The organism is Streptomyces litmocidini (assembly GCF_014649755.1).
Lineage (GTDB): Bacteria > Actinomycetota > Actinomycetes > Streptomycetales > Streptomycetaceae > Streptomyces > Streptomyces litmocidini.
Window position 1 is genome coordinate 215,879 of sequence record NZ_BMTQ01000011.1, and the last position, 19,818, is coordinate 235,696.

Annotated in this window: 15 protein-coding genes, 2 tRNA genes and 1 pseudogene; 7 read left to right on the forward strand and 11 right to left on the reverse strand. The window is 71.4% G+C overall.

The window, feature by feature from the left end; translation table 11 throughout:
• Positions 1 to 84: 84 nt before the first annotated feature.
• Positions 85 to 1,086 (reverse strand): sigma-70 family RNA polymerase sigma factor, encoded by a 1,002-nt coding sequence (locus IE180_RS23660; RefSeq protein WP_190158943.1) that lies wholly within the window; start codon positions 1,084 to 1,086, stop codon positions 85 to 87.
• 267 nt (positions 1,087 to 1,353) lie between these two features.
• A complete protein-coding gene (locus IE180_RS23665; RefSeq protein WP_190158944.1) occupies positions 1,354 to 2,196 on the reverse strand; it encodes a dioxygenase family protein in 843 nt (280 codons plus the stop codon).
• Positions 2,197 to 2,277: 81 nt separating this feature from the next.
• On the opposite strand from IE180_RS23665, the gene IE180_RS23670 reads away from it, so the two are divergent.
• Positions 2,278 to 2,784: a MarR family winged helix-turn-helix transcriptional regulator gene (locus IE180_RS23670; protein ID WP_190158945.1), complete on the forward strand. Its 507-nt coding sequence runs from the start codon at positions 2,278 to 2,280 to the stop codon at positions 2,782 to 2,784.
• 136 nt (positions 2,785 to 2,920) lie between these two features.
• On the opposite strand, the gene IE180_RS23675 is transcribed toward IE180_RS23670, so the two are convergent.
• Positions 2,921 to 4,456, reverse strand: a complete 1,536-nt coding sequence (locus IE180_RS23675; protein WP_190158946.1) for an MFS transporter — start codon at positions 4,454 to 4,456, stop codon at positions 2,921 to 2,923.
• Between the two features lie 82 nt (positions 4,457 to 4,538).
• Entirely contained in the window at positions 4,539 to 5,201 is a 663-nt protein-coding gene (locus IE180_RS23680) for a TetR/AcrR family transcriptional regulator (protein ID WP_190158947.1), read from the reverse strand.
• Positions 5,202 to 5,465: 264 nt separating this feature from the next.
• Here IE180_RS23680 and IE180_RS23685 point away from each other — a divergent pair, with 264 nt between their 5' ends.
• Positions 5,466 to 6,749 carry a M6 family metalloprotease domain-containing protein gene (locus tag IE180_RS23685; RefSeq protein ID WP_190158948.1) on the forward strand — a complete coding sequence of 428 codons (1,284 nt, stop codon included), beginning with the start codon at positions 5,466 to 5,468 and terminating at the stop codon, positions 6,747 to 6,749.
• A gap of 145 nt (positions 6,750 to 6,894) precedes the next feature.
• Here the strand turns inward: IE180_RS23685 and IE180_RS23690 are convergent, their stop codons facing one another.
• Complete coding sequence (locus IE180_RS23690; protein ID WP_190158949.1) at positions 6,895 to 8,541, reverse strand: class I adenylate-forming enzyme family protein; 1,647 nt, start codon at positions 8,539 to 8,541, stop codon at positions 6,895 to 6,897.
• Between the two features lie 289 nt (positions 8,542 to 8,830).
• Here IE180_RS23690 and IE180_RS23695 point away from each other — a divergent pair.
• Positions 8,831 to 8,903, forward strand: a tRNA-Arg gene (locus IE180_RS23695).
• A gap of 194 nt (positions 8,904 to 9,097) precedes the next feature.
• Here IE180_RS23695 and IE180_RS23700 read toward each other — a convergent pair.
• The gene (locus tag IE180_RS23700) at positions 9,098 to 9,682 is read right to left on the reverse strand and encodes an SUKH-4 family immunity protein (RefSeq protein ID WP_190158950.1); all 585 of its coding nucleotides are present in this window, start codon (positions 9,680 to 9,682) and stop codon (positions 9,098 to 9,100) included.
• Positions 9,683 to 10,098: 416 nt separating this feature from the next.
• On the opposite strand from IE180_RS23700, the gene IE180_RS23705 reads away from it, so the two are divergent.
• Positions 10,099 to 10,161, forward strand: a tRNA-Ser gene (locus IE180_RS23705).
• 71 nt (positions 10,162 to 10,232) lie between these two features.
• Here IE180_RS23705 and IE180_RS23710 read toward each other — a convergent pair.
• The 4 genes and pseudogenes from IE180_RS23710 to IE180_RS23725 all read right to left on the reverse strand — a co-directional run.
• A pseudogene (locus tag IE180_RS23710) lies at positions 10,233 to 10,631 on the reverse strand (tyrosine-type recombinase/integrase); the annotation flags it as partial.
• 967 nt (positions 10,632 to 11,598) lie between these two features.
• Positions 11,599 to 11,892, reverse strand: a complete 294-nt coding sequence (locus tag IE180_RS23715; RefSeq protein ID WP_190158951.1) for an antibiotic biosynthesis monooxygenase family protein — start codon at positions 11,890 to 11,892, stop codon at positions 11,599 to 11,601.
• Positions 11,893 to 11,984: 92 nt separating this feature from the next.
• Entirely contained in the window at positions 11,985 to 13,898 is a 1,914-nt protein-coding gene (locus IE180_RS23720) for a DUF8823 domain-containing protein (RefSeq protein WP_444545784.1), read from the reverse strand.
• Between the two features lie 133 nt (positions 13,899 to 14,031).
• Positions 14,032 to 16,422, reverse strand: coding sequence for a serine hydrolase (locus IE180_RS23725; RefSeq protein ID WP_190158953.1), 2,391 nt, complete (start codon positions 16,420 to 16,422; stop codon positions 14,032 to 14,034).
• Positions 16,423 to 16,605: 183 nt separating this feature from the next.
• Between IE180_RS23725 and IE180_RS23730 the strand changes: the two genes are divergently transcribed.
• The 3 genes from IE180_RS23730 to IE180_RS23740 all read left to right on the forward strand — a co-directional run bounded on the left by IE180_RS23730 (position 16,606) and on the right by IE180_RS23740 (position 18,772).
• Positions 16,606 to 17,304, forward strand: a complete 699-nt coding sequence (locus IE180_RS23730) for a GOLPH3/VPS74 family protein (RefSeq protein WP_030315572.1) — start codon at positions 16,606 to 16,608, stop codon at positions 17,302 to 17,304.
• A gap of 227 nt (positions 17,305 to 17,531) precedes the next feature.
• Positions 17,532 to 18,392: a helix-turn-helix domain-containing protein gene (locus IE180_RS23735; RefSeq protein ID WP_190158954.1), complete on the forward strand. Its 861-nt coding sequence runs from the start codon at positions 17,532 to 17,534 to the stop codon at positions 18,390 to 18,392.
• A 179-nt stretch (positions 18,393 to 18,571) separates the two neighbouring features.
• Entirely contained in the window at positions 18,572 to 18,772 is a 201-nt protein-coding gene (locus IE180_RS23740; protein WP_190158955.1) for a DUF397 domain-containing protein, read from the forward strand.
• Positions 18,773 to 18,918: 146 nt separating this feature from the next.
• On the opposite strand, the gene IE180_RS23745 is transcribed toward IE180_RS23740, so the two are convergent.
• On the reverse strand, positions 18,919 to 19,752 hold the full coding sequence (locus IE180_RS23745) for a hypothetical protein (protein ID WP_190158956.1): 834 nt from the start codon (positions 19,750 to 19,752) through the stop codon (positions 18,919 to 18,921).
• Positions 19,753 to 19,818: the final 66 nt, after the last annotated feature.

A 19,818-nucleotide genomic window follows, 5' to 3' on the forward strand; every position in this document is an offset into this window, starting at 1 on the left:
CGTCAGGCGCGCGGGCCCCGCACGGGCGCGGGCCCGCACGGGCTCGGGCCCCGCGTCGGTGCGGTTTCCGCTCGGCCGGCCGCTCTAGGCCACCGCGTCGAAGCCCGTGTCGCGCGCCATCTTCTTCAGTTCCAGCAGCGCGTGCTTCTCGATCTGGCGGATGCGCTCGCGCGTCAGCCCGTGCTCCTTGCCGACCTCCGTCAGCGTCCGCTCGCGGCCGTCCTCGATGCCGTACCGCATGCGGATGATCGACGCCGTCCGGTGGTCGAGCTTGTCGATGAGGTCGTCGAGCTCCTCGCTGCGGAGCAGGGTGAGGACCGACTGCTCGGGCGAGATCGCCGACGTGTCCTCCAGCAGGTCGCCGAACTGGGTCTCGCCCTCGTCGTCCACCGACATGTTCAGCGAGACGGGGTCGCGCGCCCAGTCCAGGACGTCGGTGACGCGCGCGGGCGTCGAGCCGAGTTCGGCGGCGATCTCGGCGGGCTCGGGCTCCCGTCCGTTCTCGCGGTTGAACTCGCGCTGCACCCGGCGGATCCGGCCCAGTTCCTCCACCAGGTGGACGGGGAGCCGGATGGTCCGGGACTGGTCGGCGATGGACCGGGTGATGGCCTGGCGGATCCACCACGTGGCGTACGTGGAGAATTTGAAGCCCTTCGCGTAGTCGAACTTCTCGACCGCGCGGACCAGGCCCGCGTTCCCCTCCTGGATCAGGTCGAGCAGCGGCAGCCCGCTGCGCGGGTAGCGCCGGGCGACGGCCACCACGAGCCGCAGGTTGGACTTGATGAAGAGGTCCTTGGCCCGCTCGCCCTCGGCGACCAGCGCTTCGAGCTCCTCGCGGGTCGCCCCGCCGGCCTCGCTCTCCACTTCTCCGTCGAGGATCTCCTGGGCGTAGACGCCCGCCTCGATCGTCTGGGAGAGCTCGACCTCCTTGGCGGCGTCGAGCAGGGGCGTGCGCGCGATCTCGTCGAGGTACATGCCGACCAGGTCGCGGTCGGCGATCTCCCCGCCCACGGCGCGAACGCTGCTTGCCCGTGCGGCCCCGCTCTGGGCGGAGGTCTGACGACGGGCGACGGCACGGGTTGCCATGCGTGCTCCCTTGCTGAGTAGGTCGCGACACCCTTACGGGTGCCCTGCATCCGACGGAAACAACGACTGGAATCAGGACAGAATTCCCACCCGTCGCATGGATTTTCGCGATCATGCAGTATCCTGCGCCGCCGCCACCCCCGCGGGCACGCCGCGGGCACCCACGGAGGCGCAGGTCAGACCGGGCACGGAGGGCGGAACGGCGCCCCTCGCGGGATCCCCGACCGCGCCGTCGGCGAGACCGCGATCACATGCGGCGCCATCCCTTCAGACGCCGCGGCCCGATCCGCGGTTGCCTCCGCCGGACGGACCCGCGGCGGGTCGGCCGAACTGGACGGACCGCTTGGCGAGTCCCATCCAGAAGCCGTCGATCACCGAGCGCTCCGCGTCGAGGTCGCCGGCCGCGTCCGCCGCGCCCATGGTGACGAAGAGCGGGGCGAAGTGCTCCGTACGGGGGTGGGCGAGGCGGCCGGCGGGCGACTTGTGCGCGAAGTCCAGGAGGGAGTCGACGTCGTGCGCGGCGAGCGCCTCGCTGCCCCAGGCGTCGAACTCGGCGGACCAGCCGGGGACGCCGGGGCCGGTGTGCCGGAGGGCGGCGAGGTTGTGGGTGAAGAAGCCGCTGCCGACGATCAGGACGCCCTCGTCGCGCAGCGGGGCGAGCTTGCGCCCGATGTCCATGAGCCGGCGCGGGTCGAGGGTGGGCATGGAGATCTGGAGGACGGGGACGTCGGCACCGGGGAACATCTCGACGAGCGGCACGTACGCGCCGTGGTCGAGGCCCCGGTCGGGGATGTCCTGCACGGGGGTGCCGGGCGCGCGGAGCAGCTTGCGGACGGCCTCGGCGAGCCGGGGGGCGCCGGGGGCGGCGTACTGGACGCGGTAGTAGTGCTCGGGGAAACCCCAGAAGTCGTACACGAGGGGGACGGTCTCGGTGGCGCCGAGCGCGAGCGGGGCCTCTTCCCAGTGGGCGGAGACCATGAGGATCGCCTCGGGGCGCGGCAGGCCGGCGGACCAGGCGGCGAGTTCGCCGGGCCAGACGGGGTCGTCGGCGAGCGGCGGGGCGCCGTGGGACAGGTAGAGGGCGGGCATCCGTGCCGACGTGGCGTCCATGACGGCCTCCATTCTTGAAACTTAAAGCTTCTGGTTGCAGCGTAAACCTACATAGTTCAACTTTCAAGAATGAGTCGTACGATGGGGAACATGGGAGACATGACCGAGCCCCGCTGGCTGACCGACGAGGAACAGCGCGTCTGGCGCGCCTACCTGCATGCCACCACGCTCCTGGAGGACCACCTCGACCGCCAGTTGCAGCGCGACGCGGGGATGCCGCACGTCTACTACGGGCTCCTCGTCCAGCTCTCCCAGGCCCCGCGCCGCCGGCTGCGGATGACCGAGCTGGCCCGGAGCGCCAAGATCACCCGCTCCCGCCTCTCCCACGCGATCGCCCGCCTGGAGAAGAACGGCTGGGTACGGCGCGAGGACTGCCCCTCCGACAAGCGCGGGCAGTTCGCCCAGCTGACGGACGAGGGCGTGGAGGTCCTCCGGCGGAACGCGCCCGGCCATGTGGCGGCCGTCCGCCAGGCCATGTTCGACCGGCTCTCCCCCGAGCAGGTGGAGCAGCTCGGGGCGATCATGCGCGTCCTGGCCGAGGGCCTGGAACCGGCGGACGCGGGCGCGGACCTGCCCTGGCTCCGCTGAGCCACCCCGCCGGAAACGGGTCCGCCCCGGCTCCGCCGCGAAGCGGAGCCGGGGCGGACCCGTACCGGAAGGCGCCGAGGCCCGTACCGGAGGGCGCGGAGGCCCGTACCGGAGGGCGCGGAGGCCGGGAAGGCCGTCAGTGCGCGATGACCGGCACCTTCACCTCGTCGGCCAGGTCCGCGCCCTCGCCGGACCGGACGACCGGGCCGCTGCCCGGCTTGCCGGTGTTGATGAACACGAAGGCGATCGTGGCCGAGACGGCCAGGATGCCGACCGCCCACCAGATGGCCGCCGCGTACCCCTCGACCATGCTCTGGAGGTGGAGCAGCTTCTGCGCGGCCGGAGTGGTCGCGCCGGCGGCGTGGTCGGTCAGGTAGGCGGTGGTCGCCGAGGCGGCGATCGTGTTCAGCAGGGCCGTGCCGATGGCGCCGCCGACCTGCTGCGAGGTGTTGACCATCGCGGAGGCCACGCCGGCGTCCCGCGGGTCCACGCCGATCGTCGCGAGCGACATGGCCGGCATGAACGCCGTGCCCATGCCCAGGCCGAGGAGGAGCTGCGCGGGCAGGATCAGCCCGGCGTACGAGGTGCCGACCTCCAGCTGGGTGAGGAGCAGCATGCCGACGCCGGCGGTCAGGAAGCCCGGGGCCATCAGGAACCGCGGCGGGACGCGGGTCATCAGGCGCGTGCCGATCTGGGTCGAGCCCGTGATCATGCCCACGATCATCGGCAGGAACGCGAAGCCCGTCTTGACCGGCGTGTACCCCTTCACGACCTGGAGGTAGTACGTCAGGAAGAGGAACAGGCCGAACATCGCGATGACGGCGAGGCCCAGCGAGAGGTAGACGCCGCCGCGGTTGCGGTTGGTCACGACGCGCAGCGGCAGCAGCGGGGACTTCACCCGCGACTCGGTGAGCGCGAAGGCGAGGAGCAGCACGCCGGAGGCGACGAAGAGGCCGATCGTGCCGGCGTCGCTCCAGCCCGCGGACTCGGCGCGCGTGAAGCCGTACACGAGCGAGACGAGGCCGAGGGTGGAGAGGATCACGCCGGGGATGTCGAGCGGCGAGCGGTTGCGGCCGCCCGCGGGCTCACGGACGACGAGGTACGCGCCGACGGCGGCGACCACGGCGAACGGGATGTTGACGAAGAAGGTCCAGCGCCAGTTCAGGTACTCGGTGAGGAAGCCGCCGAGGATCAGGCCCACGGCGCCGCCGCCACCGGCGATCGCGCCGTAGATGCCGAAGGCCTTCGCGCGCTCCTTGGCGTCGGTGAAGGTCACGGCGAGCAGCGAGAGCGCGGCGGGCGCGAGGAGCGCGCCGAAGGCGCCCTGGAGCGCGCGGGCACCGAGCATCATCGCCTCGCCGGTCGCGGCCCCGCCCAGGGCGGAGGCGGCGGCGAAGCCGATCAGGCCGGTGACGAAGGTCCGCTTGCGGCCCCACAGGTCGGCTATGCGGCCTCCGAAGAGGAGCAGGCCGCCGAAGGCGAGGGCGTAGGCGGTGATGACCCACTGCCGGTTGCCGTCCGAGATCCCCAGGTCCTGCTGGGCGGAGGGCAGGGCGATGTTCACGATCGTCGCGTCGAGCACGACCATCAGCTGGGCGAGGGCGATGAAGATCAGGGCTTTCCAGCGGCCGGGGTCGGCCTGGACCGCGGTCGTCTCGGGGATTTTCGGCATGGGGGTAGCCACCTCTTGGCGCGTACTGGTGAAAAAAGGGCGTGAGGAAGTGCGGGTTACGTAAGGCGGGGGTCGGGTCGGGTCACGAGGAACAGGATTCGCGCCTCAGGTCCTCCAGGGTCGCGGCCTTCCCGGGCAGCTCGGAGCGCGCGGGCAGCTCCAGGCCGTCGAGGAAGATCTGCAGGTGGCGGTGGACGAACTGGTCGAAGGAGCCGCAGCCCGCGCCGGGCAGCGGACGGGTCAGCTGGGAGAGCGCCACCATCAGGTCTCCGAGACCCACGTCGGTGCGCATCCGGCCGGCGCGCTGCGCCCGCTCGATGAGGCCCTGGACGACCTCTCCCAGGCGGTCGCGCCCGGCGATCAGGTCGGGGTGGTCCTTGTCGAAGGTGCCCTCGAGCATCGGGCACAGGGCCCCGACGCGCTCGTCGGCGGCGCCGTGGACGAAGCGGCGGAGGGCGGCGAAGGTGTCGTCCTCCTCCTCGGCGGCCCTCTCGGCGACCTCGATGACGCGGCCCATGAGCGAGAGGACGACCTCGTGGACGAGGTCGGCGCGCTCGGGAAAGTTCCGGTAGAGCGTGGCGTTCCCGACTCCGGCCCGGCGCGCGACCTCGTCGTACGGCACCTGGGAGCCGAACTCGACGAACATCTCGCGGGCCGCCGTCACGAGCCGCTCGCGGTTGCGCAGGGCGTCCGCCCGCGGGCGCGGTACGCGGCGGGCGGGCGCGGTGTCGGGGGTGCTGGTCACGCCACGACCTCCTCACAGTCATCCAGGGGAACATCCGGGGAGTGAGTCCCCACTTGCTTCGACACAGGCGTAAACGGGGACCTGCTCCCCGGTTATTTCCCGGGCTTCCTGTGACCTGCCTCACAAGCCGCCCGGCCCCGCGGAATACCCACGATCGGGCCACCCGGCGCGCGCGCCCCGACCCCGCGCCCCAGGCTGAATCGCACAGCGCGGACCCGCGGAAGGGGTCGCGGCGCCGACCTGCCCCCACCGGAGAGGCGACGCATGGAGCACCCCCGGCAGCACCCCCGCCGACGGATACGCAGACCCGTCGCCCTGGCGGCGGCCACGGCGGTCTCCCTCGCCCTGCTCGCCTCCGCGAGCACCACCCTCCCCCGGCCCTCCCCCGCCTCGGCCGGCCCCGTGGCCGCCGCGCCGACCGGCGCCCAGCTGGGGCCGTGCCGCATCGCCACCACGATGGGCGTGCAGATGTCGGAGGGGCTGCCCACCGCTCCCGGATACGTGCGTTCCACGGGCCGCGTCAGGGCCCTCAACCTGATGGTCGACTTCCCGGACGCCCCCGGGGACGGCACGGCGATGAGCCGCTTCCGGGAGTTCTTCCCGCAGACCGCCGACTGGTTCCGCACCAGCTCGTACGGGCGGCTGCACTACCAGCCCGAGGCCCCGATACCCGACTGGCTGCGGATGCCCCGGCCGTTCTCCTCGTACGGCATCGAGCGCGGCTCACCGTACGAACCGGGCTACCGCTCCCTCGTCGAGGACATCGTGAAGGCCGCCGACCCCCGGGTGGACTTCAGCGCCTACGACCTGGTCAACGTCCTCGTCACCCCGAACGCCGGGCCCTCCGCCCTCGACACCGTCCTGTCCGTGACCTTCTCCGGCAACGACGACGCCCCCTACGCCGACGGCGTGCCGCTCGCCAACACGTCCTTCGTCTACAGCCGCCAGGACGACGGCTCCGGCAGCTTCGCCGAGACCGGCTACCGCGTCCTGCCCCACGAGAACGGCCACGTCTTCGGCCTGCCCGACCTCTACACCTCGGACGGCGGCGGCAGCGTCGGGCACTGGGACATCATGTCCGAGGACTGGGGCGCCAACAACGACCTCCTCGGCTGGCACAAGTGGAAGCTGGGCTGGCTCGACAACGACCAGGTCAGCTGCGCCTCCCGGCCCGGGACCGGGGACTACAGCCTCACCCCGCTCGCGGTCCCCGGAGGCCCCAAGCTCGCCTTCGTCCCGCTCTCCGGCACCTCCGGCTACGCCGTCGAGGTCCGCAGCAAGGGCGGCAACGACGAGGCCGTCTGCGAGCAGGGGGTCCTCGTCTACCGGGTCGAGTCCGACGTGGACACCGGCCACGGCCCGGTGACCGTGGCCGACAGCGACCGGGCCAGCGGCGGCTGCACCCGTCGGGCCAACGTCCACGCGGAGCTGTCGGACGCCCCGTACGGCCCCGGCGAGAGCTTCACGGACCACGCCAACGGCATCCGGATCACCGTCCTCGACAAGGACGAGAACGGCACGTACCGGGTCCGCATCACACGACGATGAGGCCCGGCCCCGCCGACCGCACCCCCGGCCCCCGGCCCCCGGCCCCCGGCCCCCGGCCCCCGGCCCCCGGCCCCCGGCCCCCGGCCCCCGGCCCCCGGCTCCCGGCTCCCGGCCCCCGGCTCCCGGCTCCCGGCTCCCGCAACCCCTACAACTCCCGCAGCTCCCGCAACTCCCGCAGCTCCCGCAGCTCCCGCTTGAGGATCTTCCCCGTCGGATTCCGGGGCAGCTCCTCCGTCCGTACGAGGATCCGGGCGGGCACCTTGAAGGCGGCGAGGCGCGTCCCCACGTGCGCCCGCAGCGCCTCGGTCGCCCCGGCCCCCGTCCCCGCGCCGGGACGCAGCCGCACCACGGCCACGACCTCCTCCCCGAGCAGCGGATGCGGCACCCCGAACACGGCGGCGTCGACGACGTCCGGGTGCCCGTTCAGCACGGTCTCGACCTCGACGCAGTACACGTTCTCGCCGCCGCGGATGACCATGTCGGTGAGCCGGTCGACTACGGCGACCCGCCCGCCCGCGTCGACGCGGGCGAGGTCGCCGGTCCGGAACCAGCCGTCCGGGGTGAAGGCGGCACGGGTGGCGTCCGGGTCCCCCCAGTACCCGCGGACGAGGCACTGCCCGCGCAGCCACAACTCCCCCACGCCCCCGGCGTCGGGCCGGTCGATCCGCACCTCGGTGACGGGCGAGGGCCGGCCGACGCTCCCGGGGTGGGCGCGGTACTCGGCGCCGACGTTCGACAGGACCCCGCCGCAGGTCTCGGTCAGCCCGTACCCGTTCCGGGGCTCGATCCGCTCCCCGTACCCCTCGGTGAGCCCCGCGACGATCCCGGGCGGGGCGGCGGCGCCCCCGGTGCTGAGGAGCCTGAGGCTCGTCAGCGGGTCCCCGGTGCGGCGGGCGAGATCGAGCAGCTGGAGCGCGGTGGTGGGAACCCCGGCGAAATGGGTGACGCCCTCGTCCCGCATCAGTTCGAGGGCGAGCCCGGCGTCCCACTTCCGCATCGTCACCAGGGTCCCGCCGGCCGCCATGACGGCGTAGAACGAGGTGAACGCGGCGACGTGGAAGAAGGGGAACGCGGTCAGGGACACCATCGCGGGCCCCGTCCCCGGCACCTCGCCGCGCGCGAGGGCCGCGGCGGCGGCGAAGTACCGCGGGTTCATGGCGGCCCCGACCTGCGCACGGTGCGTGGCGACGGCCCCCTTGGGCCGCCCGGTGGTGCCGGAGGTGTAGATGATGGTGGCGTCGTGCTCGGGCAGGACGTCGACGTCCGGCGGCCCGAGCAGGGGATCGGTGTCGGCGGCGTACGCGACGAACCCCGCCTCGGCCTCCCCCCGGAAGACGATCCCCGGCACGCCGTGCCGGACGGCCCACGCCCGCACCCGCCCGACCCGCTCCCCGTCGACGAGCAGCACCCCGGGCGAGCAGTCGTCGAGCGCGTACGCGAACTCGTCCTCGGTCCACCAGGCGTTGAGCGGTACGGCGACGAGCCCGGCGAGCTGCGCGGCCCAGAAGGCGATCTGCCACTCGGGCAGGTTCCGCATGGCCACGACGGCCCGGTCCCCCGGCCTCAGCCCGTACTCCCCGACGAGCCGGCGCGCGAGCCCGCAGGCGGCGTCGAAGAACTCCCGATAGCCCATCCGCACGCCCTCGGCCACGAGGAACGTCCGGTCCCCGTAGCCCCAGGTCACCTCGACGAACTCCCGCAGCGTCCGCGGACCGCCGACGTACGCCCCGTCCTCGACCGCGAAGGGCGCCCCGGGCGCGAGGAGCCCCTCCAATCCGTCTGCCGCCGCCACAAGGACCTCCCGTCCGGACCGGAGAACACGACCGGCCGCCGACCGAACCGGAAGCCGCCCGTCATCCTGACGGGATCGGTGGTCGATGTCCACGCCCGCCGTTCCCGCGGAGGGCGACCGCCGCGAAGGGAGGGAGCCGGTCGGACATCCCCCGCCCCCGGCAGCACGCCGCCCACGCCCCACCACCGGCTCAAGATCCCGACAGCGCGACATCTCCCCGTACACCGAGCACGCCACCCGCTACACTGGCGGCGGCGAACAGGCCCTCACCGGCCACTCACCAGGCCCGGCCTTCGTAGCTCAGGGGATAGAGCACCGCTCTCCTAAAGCGGGTGTCGCAGGTTCGAATCCTGCCGGGGGCACAGACAGAAGGGCCAGCTCAGGAGGGGTTTCCTCCAAGGCTGGCCCTTCGGCGTTTCAGGGGTTGTGCCACAGGCGTGCCAGTACGCGCACTGACGAGCCAGTTCATGGCGACGTGTCACCCGACCATGATCCACCACTCAAGATCATTTGAAGACACTGCCTAGGAGCCCCCCCGGGAATGTCCGGCCCCTGCTCACACCAGGCACTCGAAGATGCCGTCCCAGAACGCGGAGCCGTCCACGTTCAGATCGCGGGCGATCATGCGCTCGCGCAGATCGGCGGCGACGGCCGCGCGTGCGGTGTCGTCGGCCGATTCCAGTTCGGTGCTCGACTCGGCGATGAGCCCGAGGAGCACTGCCAGGTCGGGAAGGGAGTCGGCGGCCGGGCCCTTCCACCCGGCACCATGGTCCCATCCGTTGGGGTCGTAGTGGGTGATGTCGCCCAACTCCCCGCCGAGCATCAGCTGCTGGTCGAACCAGGTGGCCACGGTGAAGGCGAAGTTCGTGGGCGGGGAGTCGTCGTCGGGGTAGCGTTCCCCGTAGATCTCGTCGGCATCGCACGGCTCCAGCCCGTCCTCGTCCCACAGGTGCCTCGTGTCGATCCCCACGATGTCGAGGTGGACTGCGGGAAAGCCGACCGTCAGCAGGAACTCCCTCGATGCGGTGTGGGTCAGCTCGGCCGGCAGAGCGGCCTCGTCCGGCCGCCAGAGCGAGCCTTCGCCCAGCCGTTCCTCCAGCCACAGCGCGTCCGGTATCAGCGGAGTGTCGTTGCTCTTCACTGCGTAGCCCCCGATGGTGCGAGTCGTTCCGTCATTGCCCGGCCCCAGTCAACCGCATGACTGGGGCCGACGAACGGGGCGGCCTCCGGAGCCGTTGCCGCGTGCAGGAGACTGAGAAGGTTCGCGCGTGGCCGGCGCCGGCAGGGCACTCTTGGCCATCGGCGGAGCCTGGCCGTCGGCTGGGTCCCGGGCTTGCACCGGGCCGCCCCCGGGTAGAGCCAGGGATACAACTGCACTACCGAGCTGGGCACCTCGGAAGCCGACCGCGCGCAGGCGGACCCTGTCCCGAGGCACTGCCAGACGCCGGCGAAGGCCGTGCCACATCCGTGCCAGATCGGGCGGGGAACCACGGGGAACGAGGGGCGTGTTCGGGTTCTGGGATATCGATCAGCTCTTGCATCGTCTATGCAGGTCAAGCCGAGGTTCGCCCTACCGCTCCCCCAAAGCGGGTGTCGCAGGTTCGAATCCTGCCGGGGGCACAGGACAAAAGGCACTTCCGGATTCTCCGGAAGTGCCTTTTGGCATCCACGGCCGACATCGACGACGCCGGTCAGGGACGACCGGGCCGCCTCTTGAGCAGCCGGTCCATGTGACTGATCGCCTCGCGCTGGGTGTCCTGGACGACGTGCGTGTACACGTCCATCGTGATGCTGATCTGGCTGTGCCCGAGGATCTCCCTCACGACGCGGGGCGCGACGCCGGCGGCGGTGAGCAGCGTCGCGCGGCCGTGCCGGGCATCGTGGAGCCGGATGGCACGGAGCCCGGCGGAGGCGGCGACGCGGGCGAAGGAGCGGTACGCGTTCCGAGGCTCGACCGGTCTGCCCGTACGCGTAGTGAAGACGCGGTCGCTCCCCTTCCACTCCTCCCCCGCCTTGACCCGCTGATCGTTCTGCCGCGTCCGGTGCCAGACGATGCCTCCGGCGGGGGCTCTCAGGCTCCGGGACGGAGGGGACCCGTGCGCGGGTGCCGGCCGGTGGGGTGTGGCGGTGGGATGAGGCTGATGCGGCCACGCCGGAGGAGTCGAAGTGCCCTTTGGCGAGCTTCAGGCACGTAAAGGCGGCAGCGGGTCGCCGAGACCCGCTGCCGCGGAAGGTGTTCCCCTTCTTGCGTCATGTGAGGTCAGTTCTGTCCGGGTGGGGCGTGGCCGGCCGGGTTCTGGTTCTCGCTCTCCTGCGTGAGCCCGCCGCCCGTACAGCTCGGCTGCTGGCCACCGGGCTGGTGACCGCCGTTGTTGGTGCATTGGGTGTCAACCGGCTGGATCTTGGCGTCGGCGACACTAGCGCCGCCGAGGCCCAACGCGAACGCTGCGGCGCCCGCGGCAAGTGCAGCTCCCAGCCGTCTGGCTGTCAGTCTGCTCGGCATCTCGACTCAGCCTCCTTCTCGGCTGCACGACAAAGTCGTCCGTCGCTTGTCCTTGGCCACGCTTATAGCGCCTATCGGGCATGTCAAATCGAAGGCCACATTGTGGATGGATCATCTCATGGTGGACGTACGGGAGGGTCCTTGCCTGCGCGGCATCCGGATCGAGAAGCGGCGTCACCCTTCACGTAGGCCGCTCTTGCCGCAGCTCTCGACTCGGCGAACCAGCCGGCCGCAGTGATCATCGTGCCGCTGCTCGCCGGAGCCCAGCAGCCTTGCCCGCGATCGGGCCGCCAAGCCAACCCGTGACGCCTGACATCCACGGCTGACATCGACGACGCCGTACGGAGGCACACGCGAGCGTCCCGGTACGGCAGCCGTGCCGTCGGGCGAGGCGGCCGTCGTCGGCTTCCGGTCGAACTCCTCGAGCGGGCGTCGCAGGTTCGAATCCTGCCGGGGGCACAGGGAGAAGGGGCAGGCACCGCTTTCGGTGCCTGCCCCTTTCCCATGAGGGTGCTCGCGCCCCCCGTGCGGGTGCGCGGGGGGCCGGTGCGTCCCTAGCGGACGACGACGTTGTGGGCCGGGATGACCGTGGGCTGCAGGTCGGCGTGGCCGAGGGCGGCCAGGACCGGGCCGAAGGTCTTCGCGTGGGCTTCAAGGGCCTCCGCGCTCTCCCAGACCTCGGTCACGCGGAACCCTCCCTCGGCCGGTCCCGCCGCGTGGGAGATGAGGCCGGGGCTCCCCACGTCCGCGAACCGAGTGAAGCCCTTTCCGTCGGTCACCCGGTCGATGACCTCGTCGTAGAGGTCCTGTCCGGCGCCCGGCAGGTCGAAGGTGACGATGATGGCCATGCGGGTGCCTTTGCCTCGGTCCGCCGCGTGGCTGCGGCAGCGTCCGTGGATCCTAGCGCTTCGGAGCCGTTCGAGCACGCAGAGTGAGACGGTCAGCGGAGTTCTTCCGGGCAGGCCGTGCCGCGCGAGAGTTTGTACGGGGCTCCCAGGCGGTAGACGCCGGCCTTCGGGGCGACGAGTTCCGTCCACTCGTCGCCCTCCGGGTCCGCCTCGGCCTTGAAGAGGCAGCCCTTCTCGTTGGCGAAGACCTTGGGGATCTCGGTCTCCGAGGCCTCGCGGGCCAGCTTCGAGGCCTCCGTCTCCTTCGGCGGTTCGATCTTGCCGCCGTTCTCGTCCATGAGGGCGAGCCAGGGCGAGTACGGGACGCGGATCAGGACCCGGCCGGGGCTGTCGACCCGGATCACGACCTCGTTCTCCTCCGCGCTCTGCACCTCGGCCGGCGGGTCGGCGAGAGGCGTCGGGTTCTGCACCTCGTACAGCCGCCAGTTCTCGTCCGACCAGACCTGCTTCAGGTACGACAGGCCCTCGCCGACCAGCTCCGCCTCCTGCTCGGCGCCCGAGTCGGGGGCTCCGGTGGGCAGGACGACGTAGTGGACCGCCCAGCGGTGGAGCCAGTCCCGGTAGTTCGCGGCGTTCAGCGTGTCGTCGTAGAAGAGGGGATTGCGCTCCATGTCCGCCTGGCGGTTCCAGCCGCGCGCCAGGTTGATGTACGGGCTGAGCGCGGAGGACTCGCGGTGGCTGGACGCCGGCACGACCTCGACCCGCGCCTTGCCCGCGTCCCGGACCTGGAGCTGGTTGACGAGCGGCGCGAGCTCGCGCGCCCAGGACGCGTCCGGGGCGGTGCGGATGACGTCGTCGACGCCCTTGAAGCCGATCCAGAAGTTCAGTCCCGCGACGGCGAGCAGCAGCGCGTACCAGCGGCGTGAGCGCGGCGTCGTGTACGGCAGGGCGGCGAGCAGCACCACGCCCGCGAAGAGCATCGGCAGCCGGGAGATGTTCGAGCCGATCTGGGAGTCGATCAGCCAGGTCAGGAGGGTGCCGATCGTGTAGACCGCCGCCGCCGTGCGGACCGTCCGCCAGGTCTTCGGGACGAGGAGGAAGGTGAGGGCGCCGAAGAGGAGCGGCAGCGCCGTCGAGCCGAAGGCCATCGGCTGCGTGCCCGAGAACGGGAAGAGCCAGGAGGAGAGGGCGACCACCGCCACCGGGGCGAGGCCCAGGGCGTACGCGCCCGGGCGTCGTTTGTTCAGGAACAGTGCCGCCGCCGCGATCCCGAGGAACAGGCCCGCGACCGGGCTGCACGCCGTCGCCAGGCCGGCCAGCGGGGCGGCGACCGCCGCCTTCGCCCAGCGTTTGCGGCGCCAGCGGTACGGCCAGCAGAAGACGGCCGCGACCGCGCCGAGCGCGAACATCATGCCGAGGCCGAAGGTCACCCGGCCCGAGAGCGCGTTGCAGAGGAAGGCGAAGACGCCCGCGATCGAGCAGACCAGCGGGTTGCGGACCGCCCGCACCCGCACCAGGATCAGCGCGGTCAGGCCGGCCGACAGCGTCCCCGCGACCATCATCGTGCTGCGGACGCCGAGCACCGACATCAGGTAGGGCGAGACCACGCTGTACGAGACCGGGTGCATCCCGCCGTACCAGGCCAGGTTGTACGCGGAGTCCGGGTGCCGTCCGACGAACTCGGCCCAGGCGTCCTGCGCGGCCAGGTCCCCGCCGCTGTTCGCGAAGAGGAAGAACCACAGGACGTGGGTGAGGGCGGCGAGCCCGGTGGCCGCCATGACCGTGTACCGGCGCTTGCGCCGTGGGGCGCGGGCGGGGGTGGGAGCGGGGGGTGCCGGGGCCGGTGCCGGGGCGGGCCGCTGCGTCGGAAGCACTATTCGCGGGAGCGAAGAGGGTCCGATATCCGTGGTCGGGCCGCCGTCGGTGTCACGAGCTTCATGGGCATCACGGTAGACGTCGGGGTCGGAGTCCGCGCGGTCGGCGCGTGTCGGCTCGGCGGTGGTCACTGCGGCCCTTTCCCGTGCTGCTGCCCGTCTCGCTTCTCGCTTCTCGCGCGGGTCACGCGTACTTCTCGCCCCCCGGAGACGCTAACAGCCGGGCGCCCCGGAGAATCCGGGGCGCCCGGCCGAGCGGGTGGCCTCAGCCCAGGCGGGTCAGCTTCTTGTCGAAGCCGGGCTCCATCAGGTCGGCCTGCAGGGCGACCGGGGAGCTGACCTTGCCGGTGCCGGTGCCGATCGACACCTGGCCGACGACGTCGCCCGCCTTGCCGGAATGCGGGAGGGCCTTTCCGCCATCCGTGAGCTCCAGCTTCACTTCCAGGCCCGGCCAGCCGACCGCCTTGAGCTCCTTGGTGGCCACGATCGGGGTCCGGCCGCCGAGGCCGTCGTCCACGTAGCCGAGGACCTGGCCCTTCTTGACCACCGCGGCCGAGGTGACGTCCTTCTGGGCCTGCTGGATCAGCTTGAGGCTGTTGTCGATGGCCAGCTGGAGCTTGTCGTTGAGCAGCTTGCCGTTCTTCGCCCCCATGACGATGCCGAGGATGCGCCGGTTCTGGCCGTCCACGACGGTGTTCGCCGCCCAGAGCAGGTTGCCGCCGGCCGGGGTGGAGGAGCCGGTCTTGATGCCGCTCACGCCCGGCTCGAGCAGGATGTTGTTGTTGTTCTCGATCCGGCCGGGGATGCCGTCGACCGTCACGTTCGGCATGTTCACGATCTCGCGGAACACGTCGTACTGCATGACCGCCTTCGCCAGCTTCAGCTGGTCCTGCGGGGTCGACATGGTGGTGTCGAGCAGGCCGGACGGGTCCGTGTACGTCGTCTGGGTCATGCCCAGCCCCTTCGCGGCGGCGTTCATCTTCTCGACGAACGCGGCCTCCGAACCGGCGTCCCAGCGCGCGAGCAGCCGGGCCACGTTGTTCGCGGAGGGGATCATCAGGAGTTCCAGGAGCTCCTTCTCCGTGTACGTCTGGTTCTCCTGGACCGGCGCCGTCGACTCCGACGCGTGCTTCCCCTGGTCGGCGGCCTTCTTGTCGATCGTGATCTCGGGCCCCTGCTGCTTCCCCTTGATCGGGTGGTCGCGGAGGATCACGTACGCCGTCATCGTCTTGGTCACGGACGCGATCGGGGCCGGCTTCTGCGCTCCGTACAGGCCCACGGAACCGACGCCCTCGACCTCGACGGCGCCCTGCCCCTCGGTGGGCCACGGCATCTGCAGCTTGCCGCCGCCGAAGGTGAACGTCGGCTCGGCCGACAGCGTCAGCGCGGGCGCGGGCAGCGGGCGGACCATCTGCGCGATCGCAAAGACGATCAGGAGGAGCAGGACCAGCGGGGTCCAGATCCGCACCCGGCGCAGGGCCGTCCGCAGCGGGCTCGGCGGCGGGGGCGGCGTGTTCGTCAGCTCCGCGAGCAGATCGAGCGGGGGCAGCGGCGGCAGCGGCTGCTGCCGGGTCCGCTCCGGCTCGGTGAGCGCGGCGGGCGCCTTGGGGGCGGGCTCCTTGGGCGCGGGCGCCTTGGACGCGGGGGCCTTGGGGGTCTCGGGAGCCGCAGGGGCCTCGGGCGCCTTGGGGGCGGCCGCCGGGGCCGCGGAGGCCTTGGCGGCCTCCTGCGCCGCCTTCTCGGCCTTCTCGGCCTTCTGCTCGGCCGGGATGTCGGGACGCAGCGCGCGGAAGACACTGGTGCGCTCGCTGTCGGAGTCCGCGGACGGACCGGACGGGAGCTTCAGGGCGGTCGTCGGCTGGTCCACGACCGGCGGCCGGACCATCTTGAACATGGTCGTCGGCTGGTCGACGGGCTCCTCGTCCTTGGAGGAGTCGGAGGAGTCCGAGGAGTCCGAGGAGTCCGAGGAGTCCGAGGAATCGGAGGAATCGGAGGAGTCAGGAGAGTCGGAAGCGTCGGAAGGGGCGGTCTCGTCCGAGGGGTCGGAGGAGTCGGTTTCGTCCGAGGGCTTCGCCGGCTTCTCGTCGGCGTCCGGCTTCCGCGCGGCGAACCAGGAAGCGGAGGGCGCCTTGTCCTCGGCGTCCCCGGCGTTCTCGGTGTTCTCGGTGCCTTCGGCGTCCTCGACGGTCTCGGCGTCCCCGGCCGACGTCTTGCCCTCGGCCTTCTCGACGGATTCCTCGGCCGTCTCGCCGTCGGACTCGCCGTCAGCCTCCTCGGCCCCGCCCTCGTCCTCCGGCTGGGGCTCGTCGGCCCCTTCCGCTCTCTCCGCCGCCTCCGGCTCCTCCTCCGTCGCGACCCACGCCGCCACGGCCGCCTTCAGACGGTCGCCCTCCGCGCCGGGCTCAGCCCCGGCCCCCGGCTCCGAACCCGCCCCGGACTCCGGCTCCGCCTCCGTCTTCGGCTCGTCGTCCTCGGGCGTACGCGGCGTCAGGGTCTTGAACACGGCCGTCGGCTGGTCCACCCGGACCGCCGAGGACGGCGAGGGCTCTGACCCGCGGAGCACGGAAAGCCGAGGATCCCGGCCGCCGCCGCCCGAGGCCGTCGTCTCCTGAGACGACCCCTGCTGCTCCGCCTTGTCGGGGGACTCGCCCGCCACCGTGCCTCCTCCATGCGTCATACGTACGTCCGAACCGTCTACCAGTGTCCTGTGTGAACCCCTTGGCTCCCGTGCTAGACGAGAACGACATACCTGCCGGTTCCCGGATGAACCAACCAGGCGCTCTCGACAGATGAATGTGAGAGGGGTCACCCTGTCATTCATCCACGCGGGGAGGCATGGATGGGCAGGAGCCGCAGAACTATTCCGGAAGAGCTTCTGCTGCTCGCTCTGGACCCGACCACGGGTACCACAGCGCAGCCGCAGTCGCTCGACCTCGGTCTGGCCGGAGCACAGCTAGTGGAGCTGGCTCTGGCAGGCCGGATAGCCCCTGACGGGGATCGTATCGCCGTGGTGATGCCACGGCCGACCGGAGATCCGACACTGGACTCCGCACTGGAGCTGCTGCGCAGGCGCGGCAGTCCGGTTCGGGCCGTCCACTGGATCGGCGGGCCCCGGCTGGGGCTCCGTCAGACGTATCTCTCGCATCTGGAGCGATGCGGCATGGTGCATGCCGTGGAGGGCCAGATGTGCGGGGTGTTGCCGACGACTCGCTACCAGGCGACCGACACGGCGATCAGTCGGGAGATCCGTTCCCGGCTGGACAGTGCGATCCGCACCGGCGTACCGCCGGACCCGCGGACCGCGGCGCTCGCCGCGCTGGCCCACGCGGTCGGTCTCGGCAAGCACCTCTACCCCGGCAACGAAGGACGGTCGTCGCGGTCCCGGCTGCGCGACCTGATCCGGCACGACCCGATGGGCGGACTCGTGGCGCACGCCGTGATGGACGTCCAGAACGGTGCGGCGGCACAGCCGCGCCGGAGCGCCGCGGGCGTCCCGGCGCAGCCTCGCGGCAGCATGGCCCGCGCGGCCGCGCACTGAACACGACCGCCCGACGAGCAGCACCAGCACCACGAACCACCATGACCCGGCACCACGAACCACCTGGAACCACTCCGGGAGCCGCACAGGTGTGCGGGACGGTCTGGACGGCCGTCCCGCACACGTGCGTTGTCCTGTTTTCCCAGCGCGCACCCGGCCATTGGTGGCAGTCTGCCAAGCGGTAGGTACTCACAGCTACGCAGCAGACAGCCGGAGGTGCAGTTTCCGTGGCGTCCAACGTCAACCCCACCGTCAGGCGACGCCGATTGGGCCAGGAGCTGCGCAAGCTCCGCGAGGCGAAGAACATGACGGCCGAGCAGGTCGCCGAGCGCCTCCTCGTCTCCCAGTCCAAGATCAGTCGACTGGAGAACGGCCGTCGCTCCATCAGCCAGCGTGACGTCCGGGACCTGTGCGGTGTGTACGAGGTCGAGGACGAGCGCATGGTCGACTCCCTCATGCAGATGGCCAAGGACTCGCGTCAGCAAGGCTGGTGGCACGCCTTCGGTGACATCCCGTACAGCGTCTACATCGGTCTGGAGACGGACGCGGAGAGCCTGCGGATGTACGAGTCGCAGATCATCCCGGGCCTGCTGCAGACCCCCGCGTACGCGGAGGCCGTGATCTCCGGCGCGATGCCGGAGTCGACTCCGGTGGAGATCGAGAAGCGGGTCACGGTCCGGCCCCGCCGCCAGGACCGGATCCGGGACGAGGAGCGTCCGCTGCGGCTGTGGGCGGTGATCGACGAGGGCGCGCTGCACCGGATCGTGGGCAGCCGGCAGCTGATGGTCGAGCAGCTGGAGCACCTCGTCGAGCAGTCGCACCTGCCGCACGTCACCGTGCAGGTGATCCCGTTCGAGATGGGCGCGCACCCGGGGATCAGCGGGCAGTACTCGATCCTGGAGTTCCCGGACACGTCGGACTCCAGCGTCGTCTACATCGAGGGCGTGACGAGCGATCTGTACCTGGAGAAGGCGCAGGACGTCAGCAAGTACTCCGTCATGTACGAGCACCTCAGGGCGCAGGCGCTGAACGTGGAGCAGACGCGGGAGTTCATCTCGAAGATGGCGAAGAAGCACGCCCAGGGCTGACCTTCGGGGGGCGGGGCAGGCACCGTACACCCCGTGATCGCTTGCGCGGAAGCACGGTTGGAATATGCCACTCGGACGTGTGAACGCCGGTCCCGCCGGACGGGACCGGCGAGTAGCGTCGATCACGCCATCAAGAACGTTGGCGCGACACACTACTCGGCAGAACCGGAGTGAGCAGCATGGCGATTATTCAGGGTGGTACGGACACCTGGACGAAGTCCTCGTACTCGGGCGGGAACGGGGCCTGTGTCGAAGTGAAGTCCCCCGTCATGGCCGCGATCGCGGTGCGGGACTCCAAGGCGCCCGAGGGCCCGTCCCTCTCTTTCGGTCCGGGATCGTGGAACGCCTTCGTCGGCCAGGTGAGCAACGGGGCCCTCTGAGCCCCGGTGCGCGCACGCCGTCGCCGGCAGTACGAGAAGAGCCCTCTCGACCGGTCCGCCGTCCTGGCCGAGGGGGCTCGGCTTCTGCCCGCGCGGAGTCGGCTGCGAAGTCCGCTGCCCCCTCGGCCGCCGGGTCGGCCGCCGGGTCAGCGCAGCTCGTCCACGTAGCGGTCCGTGCCCGGGATCGTCGGGACGAAGGGCGCGACCAGTTCCACCCGCCCGCCGGGGCCTCCGAGGGAATCCAGGTCCGCGAAGTGTTCCGTCCAGCACGCGCGGGGGTCCTGTTCCAGGAACCAGAGCAGGGTCAGCCGGGTGTCGACGCCCTCGACCTGCTTCACGTACGTCATGCGGTCGCCGGGCAGCGGGGTCGGGCGGAAGAGCGTCACCAGCGCCGCCGGTGAGCCGGCGAGGCGGCGGGGCAGGTCGTGGGCGCGGAGGCGGTCGAGCAGGGCCGTCCGCTCCTCCGGGCCCTCGGCGTCGATCACCTGGAGGACCAGACCGGCGTAGGGGTGGTCGAGGGCGTGGAAGTCGCGCGGGCCGGCCGCTCCGTCGCGGTAGACGGTCGCCTCGTGGTCCTGGAACGAGGTGAAGACGTGGGTGCGCTCGTGGTGGACGCGGGCGTCGCGGTTGAGCCGCTTGTTGATGCCGACGGTCCACTTCATGTGGTCGTCGTAGCGGCCCTCGGTGATCCAGTACGTGGAGAGGTAGCACCCGGCGGTGACCGGCCGGGCGACCGCGGACTTCTCCGGGCGCCGCAGCTCCTGGAGCTCACGGGTGGCGACCCAGCGCCGGCCGGCGTACATCCAGGGCATGGCCATGGCGCCCGCGTAGTAGTGGTCGTCCTCGTACCAGCGGTTGTAGGCGTACTCGTGGCCCGGGTGCGGTTCGACCATGGTGATCAGCGCGTGGCCGGGGCGGACCCCGTACGGGCCGACGGCCGCCAGTTCCGCGTACGTCTCGCTGCGGGTCTCCTCGCTCACTCTCGTACCCCTTCCCGTGTCTTCCCTTGTCGGTGACGGACACCTACTCTGACGGACCGTCAGATA

Bases quoted from the DNA above. Each gene is read 5' to 3' on its own strand.
- IE180_RS23660 (WP_190158943.1), bottom strand. From the start codon at position 1,086: ATGGCAACCCGTGCCGTCGCCCGTCGTCAGACCTCCGCCCAGAGCGGG.
- IE180_RS23665 (WP_190158944.1), bottom strand. From the start codon at position 2,196: ATGGACGCCACGTCGGCACGGATGCCCGCCCTCTACCTGTCCCACGGC.
- IE180_RS23670 (WP_190158945.1), top strand. From the start codon at position 2,278: ATGGGGAACATGGGAGACATGACCGAGCCCCGCTGGCTGACCGACGAG.
- IE180_RS23675 (WP_190158946.1), bottom strand. From the start codon at position 4,456: ATGCCGAAAATCCCCGAGACGACCGCGGTCCAGGCCGACCCCGGCCGC.
- IE180_RS23685 (WP_190158948.1), top strand. From the start codon at position 5,466: ATGGAGCACCCCCGGCAGCACCCCCGCCGACGGATACGCAGACCCGTC.
- IE180_RS23715 (WP_190158951.1), bottom strand. From the start codon at position 11,892: ATGGCCATCATCGTCACCTTCGACCTGCCGGGCGCCGGACAGGACCTC.
- IE180_RS23730 (WP_030315572.1), top strand. From the start codon at position 16,606: ATGGGCAGGAGCCGCAGAACTATTCCGGAAGAGCTTCTGCTGCTCGCT.
- IE180_RS23740 (WP_190158955.1), top strand. From the start codon at position 18,572: ATGGCGATTATTCAGGGTGGTACGGACACCTGGACGAAGTCCTCGTAC.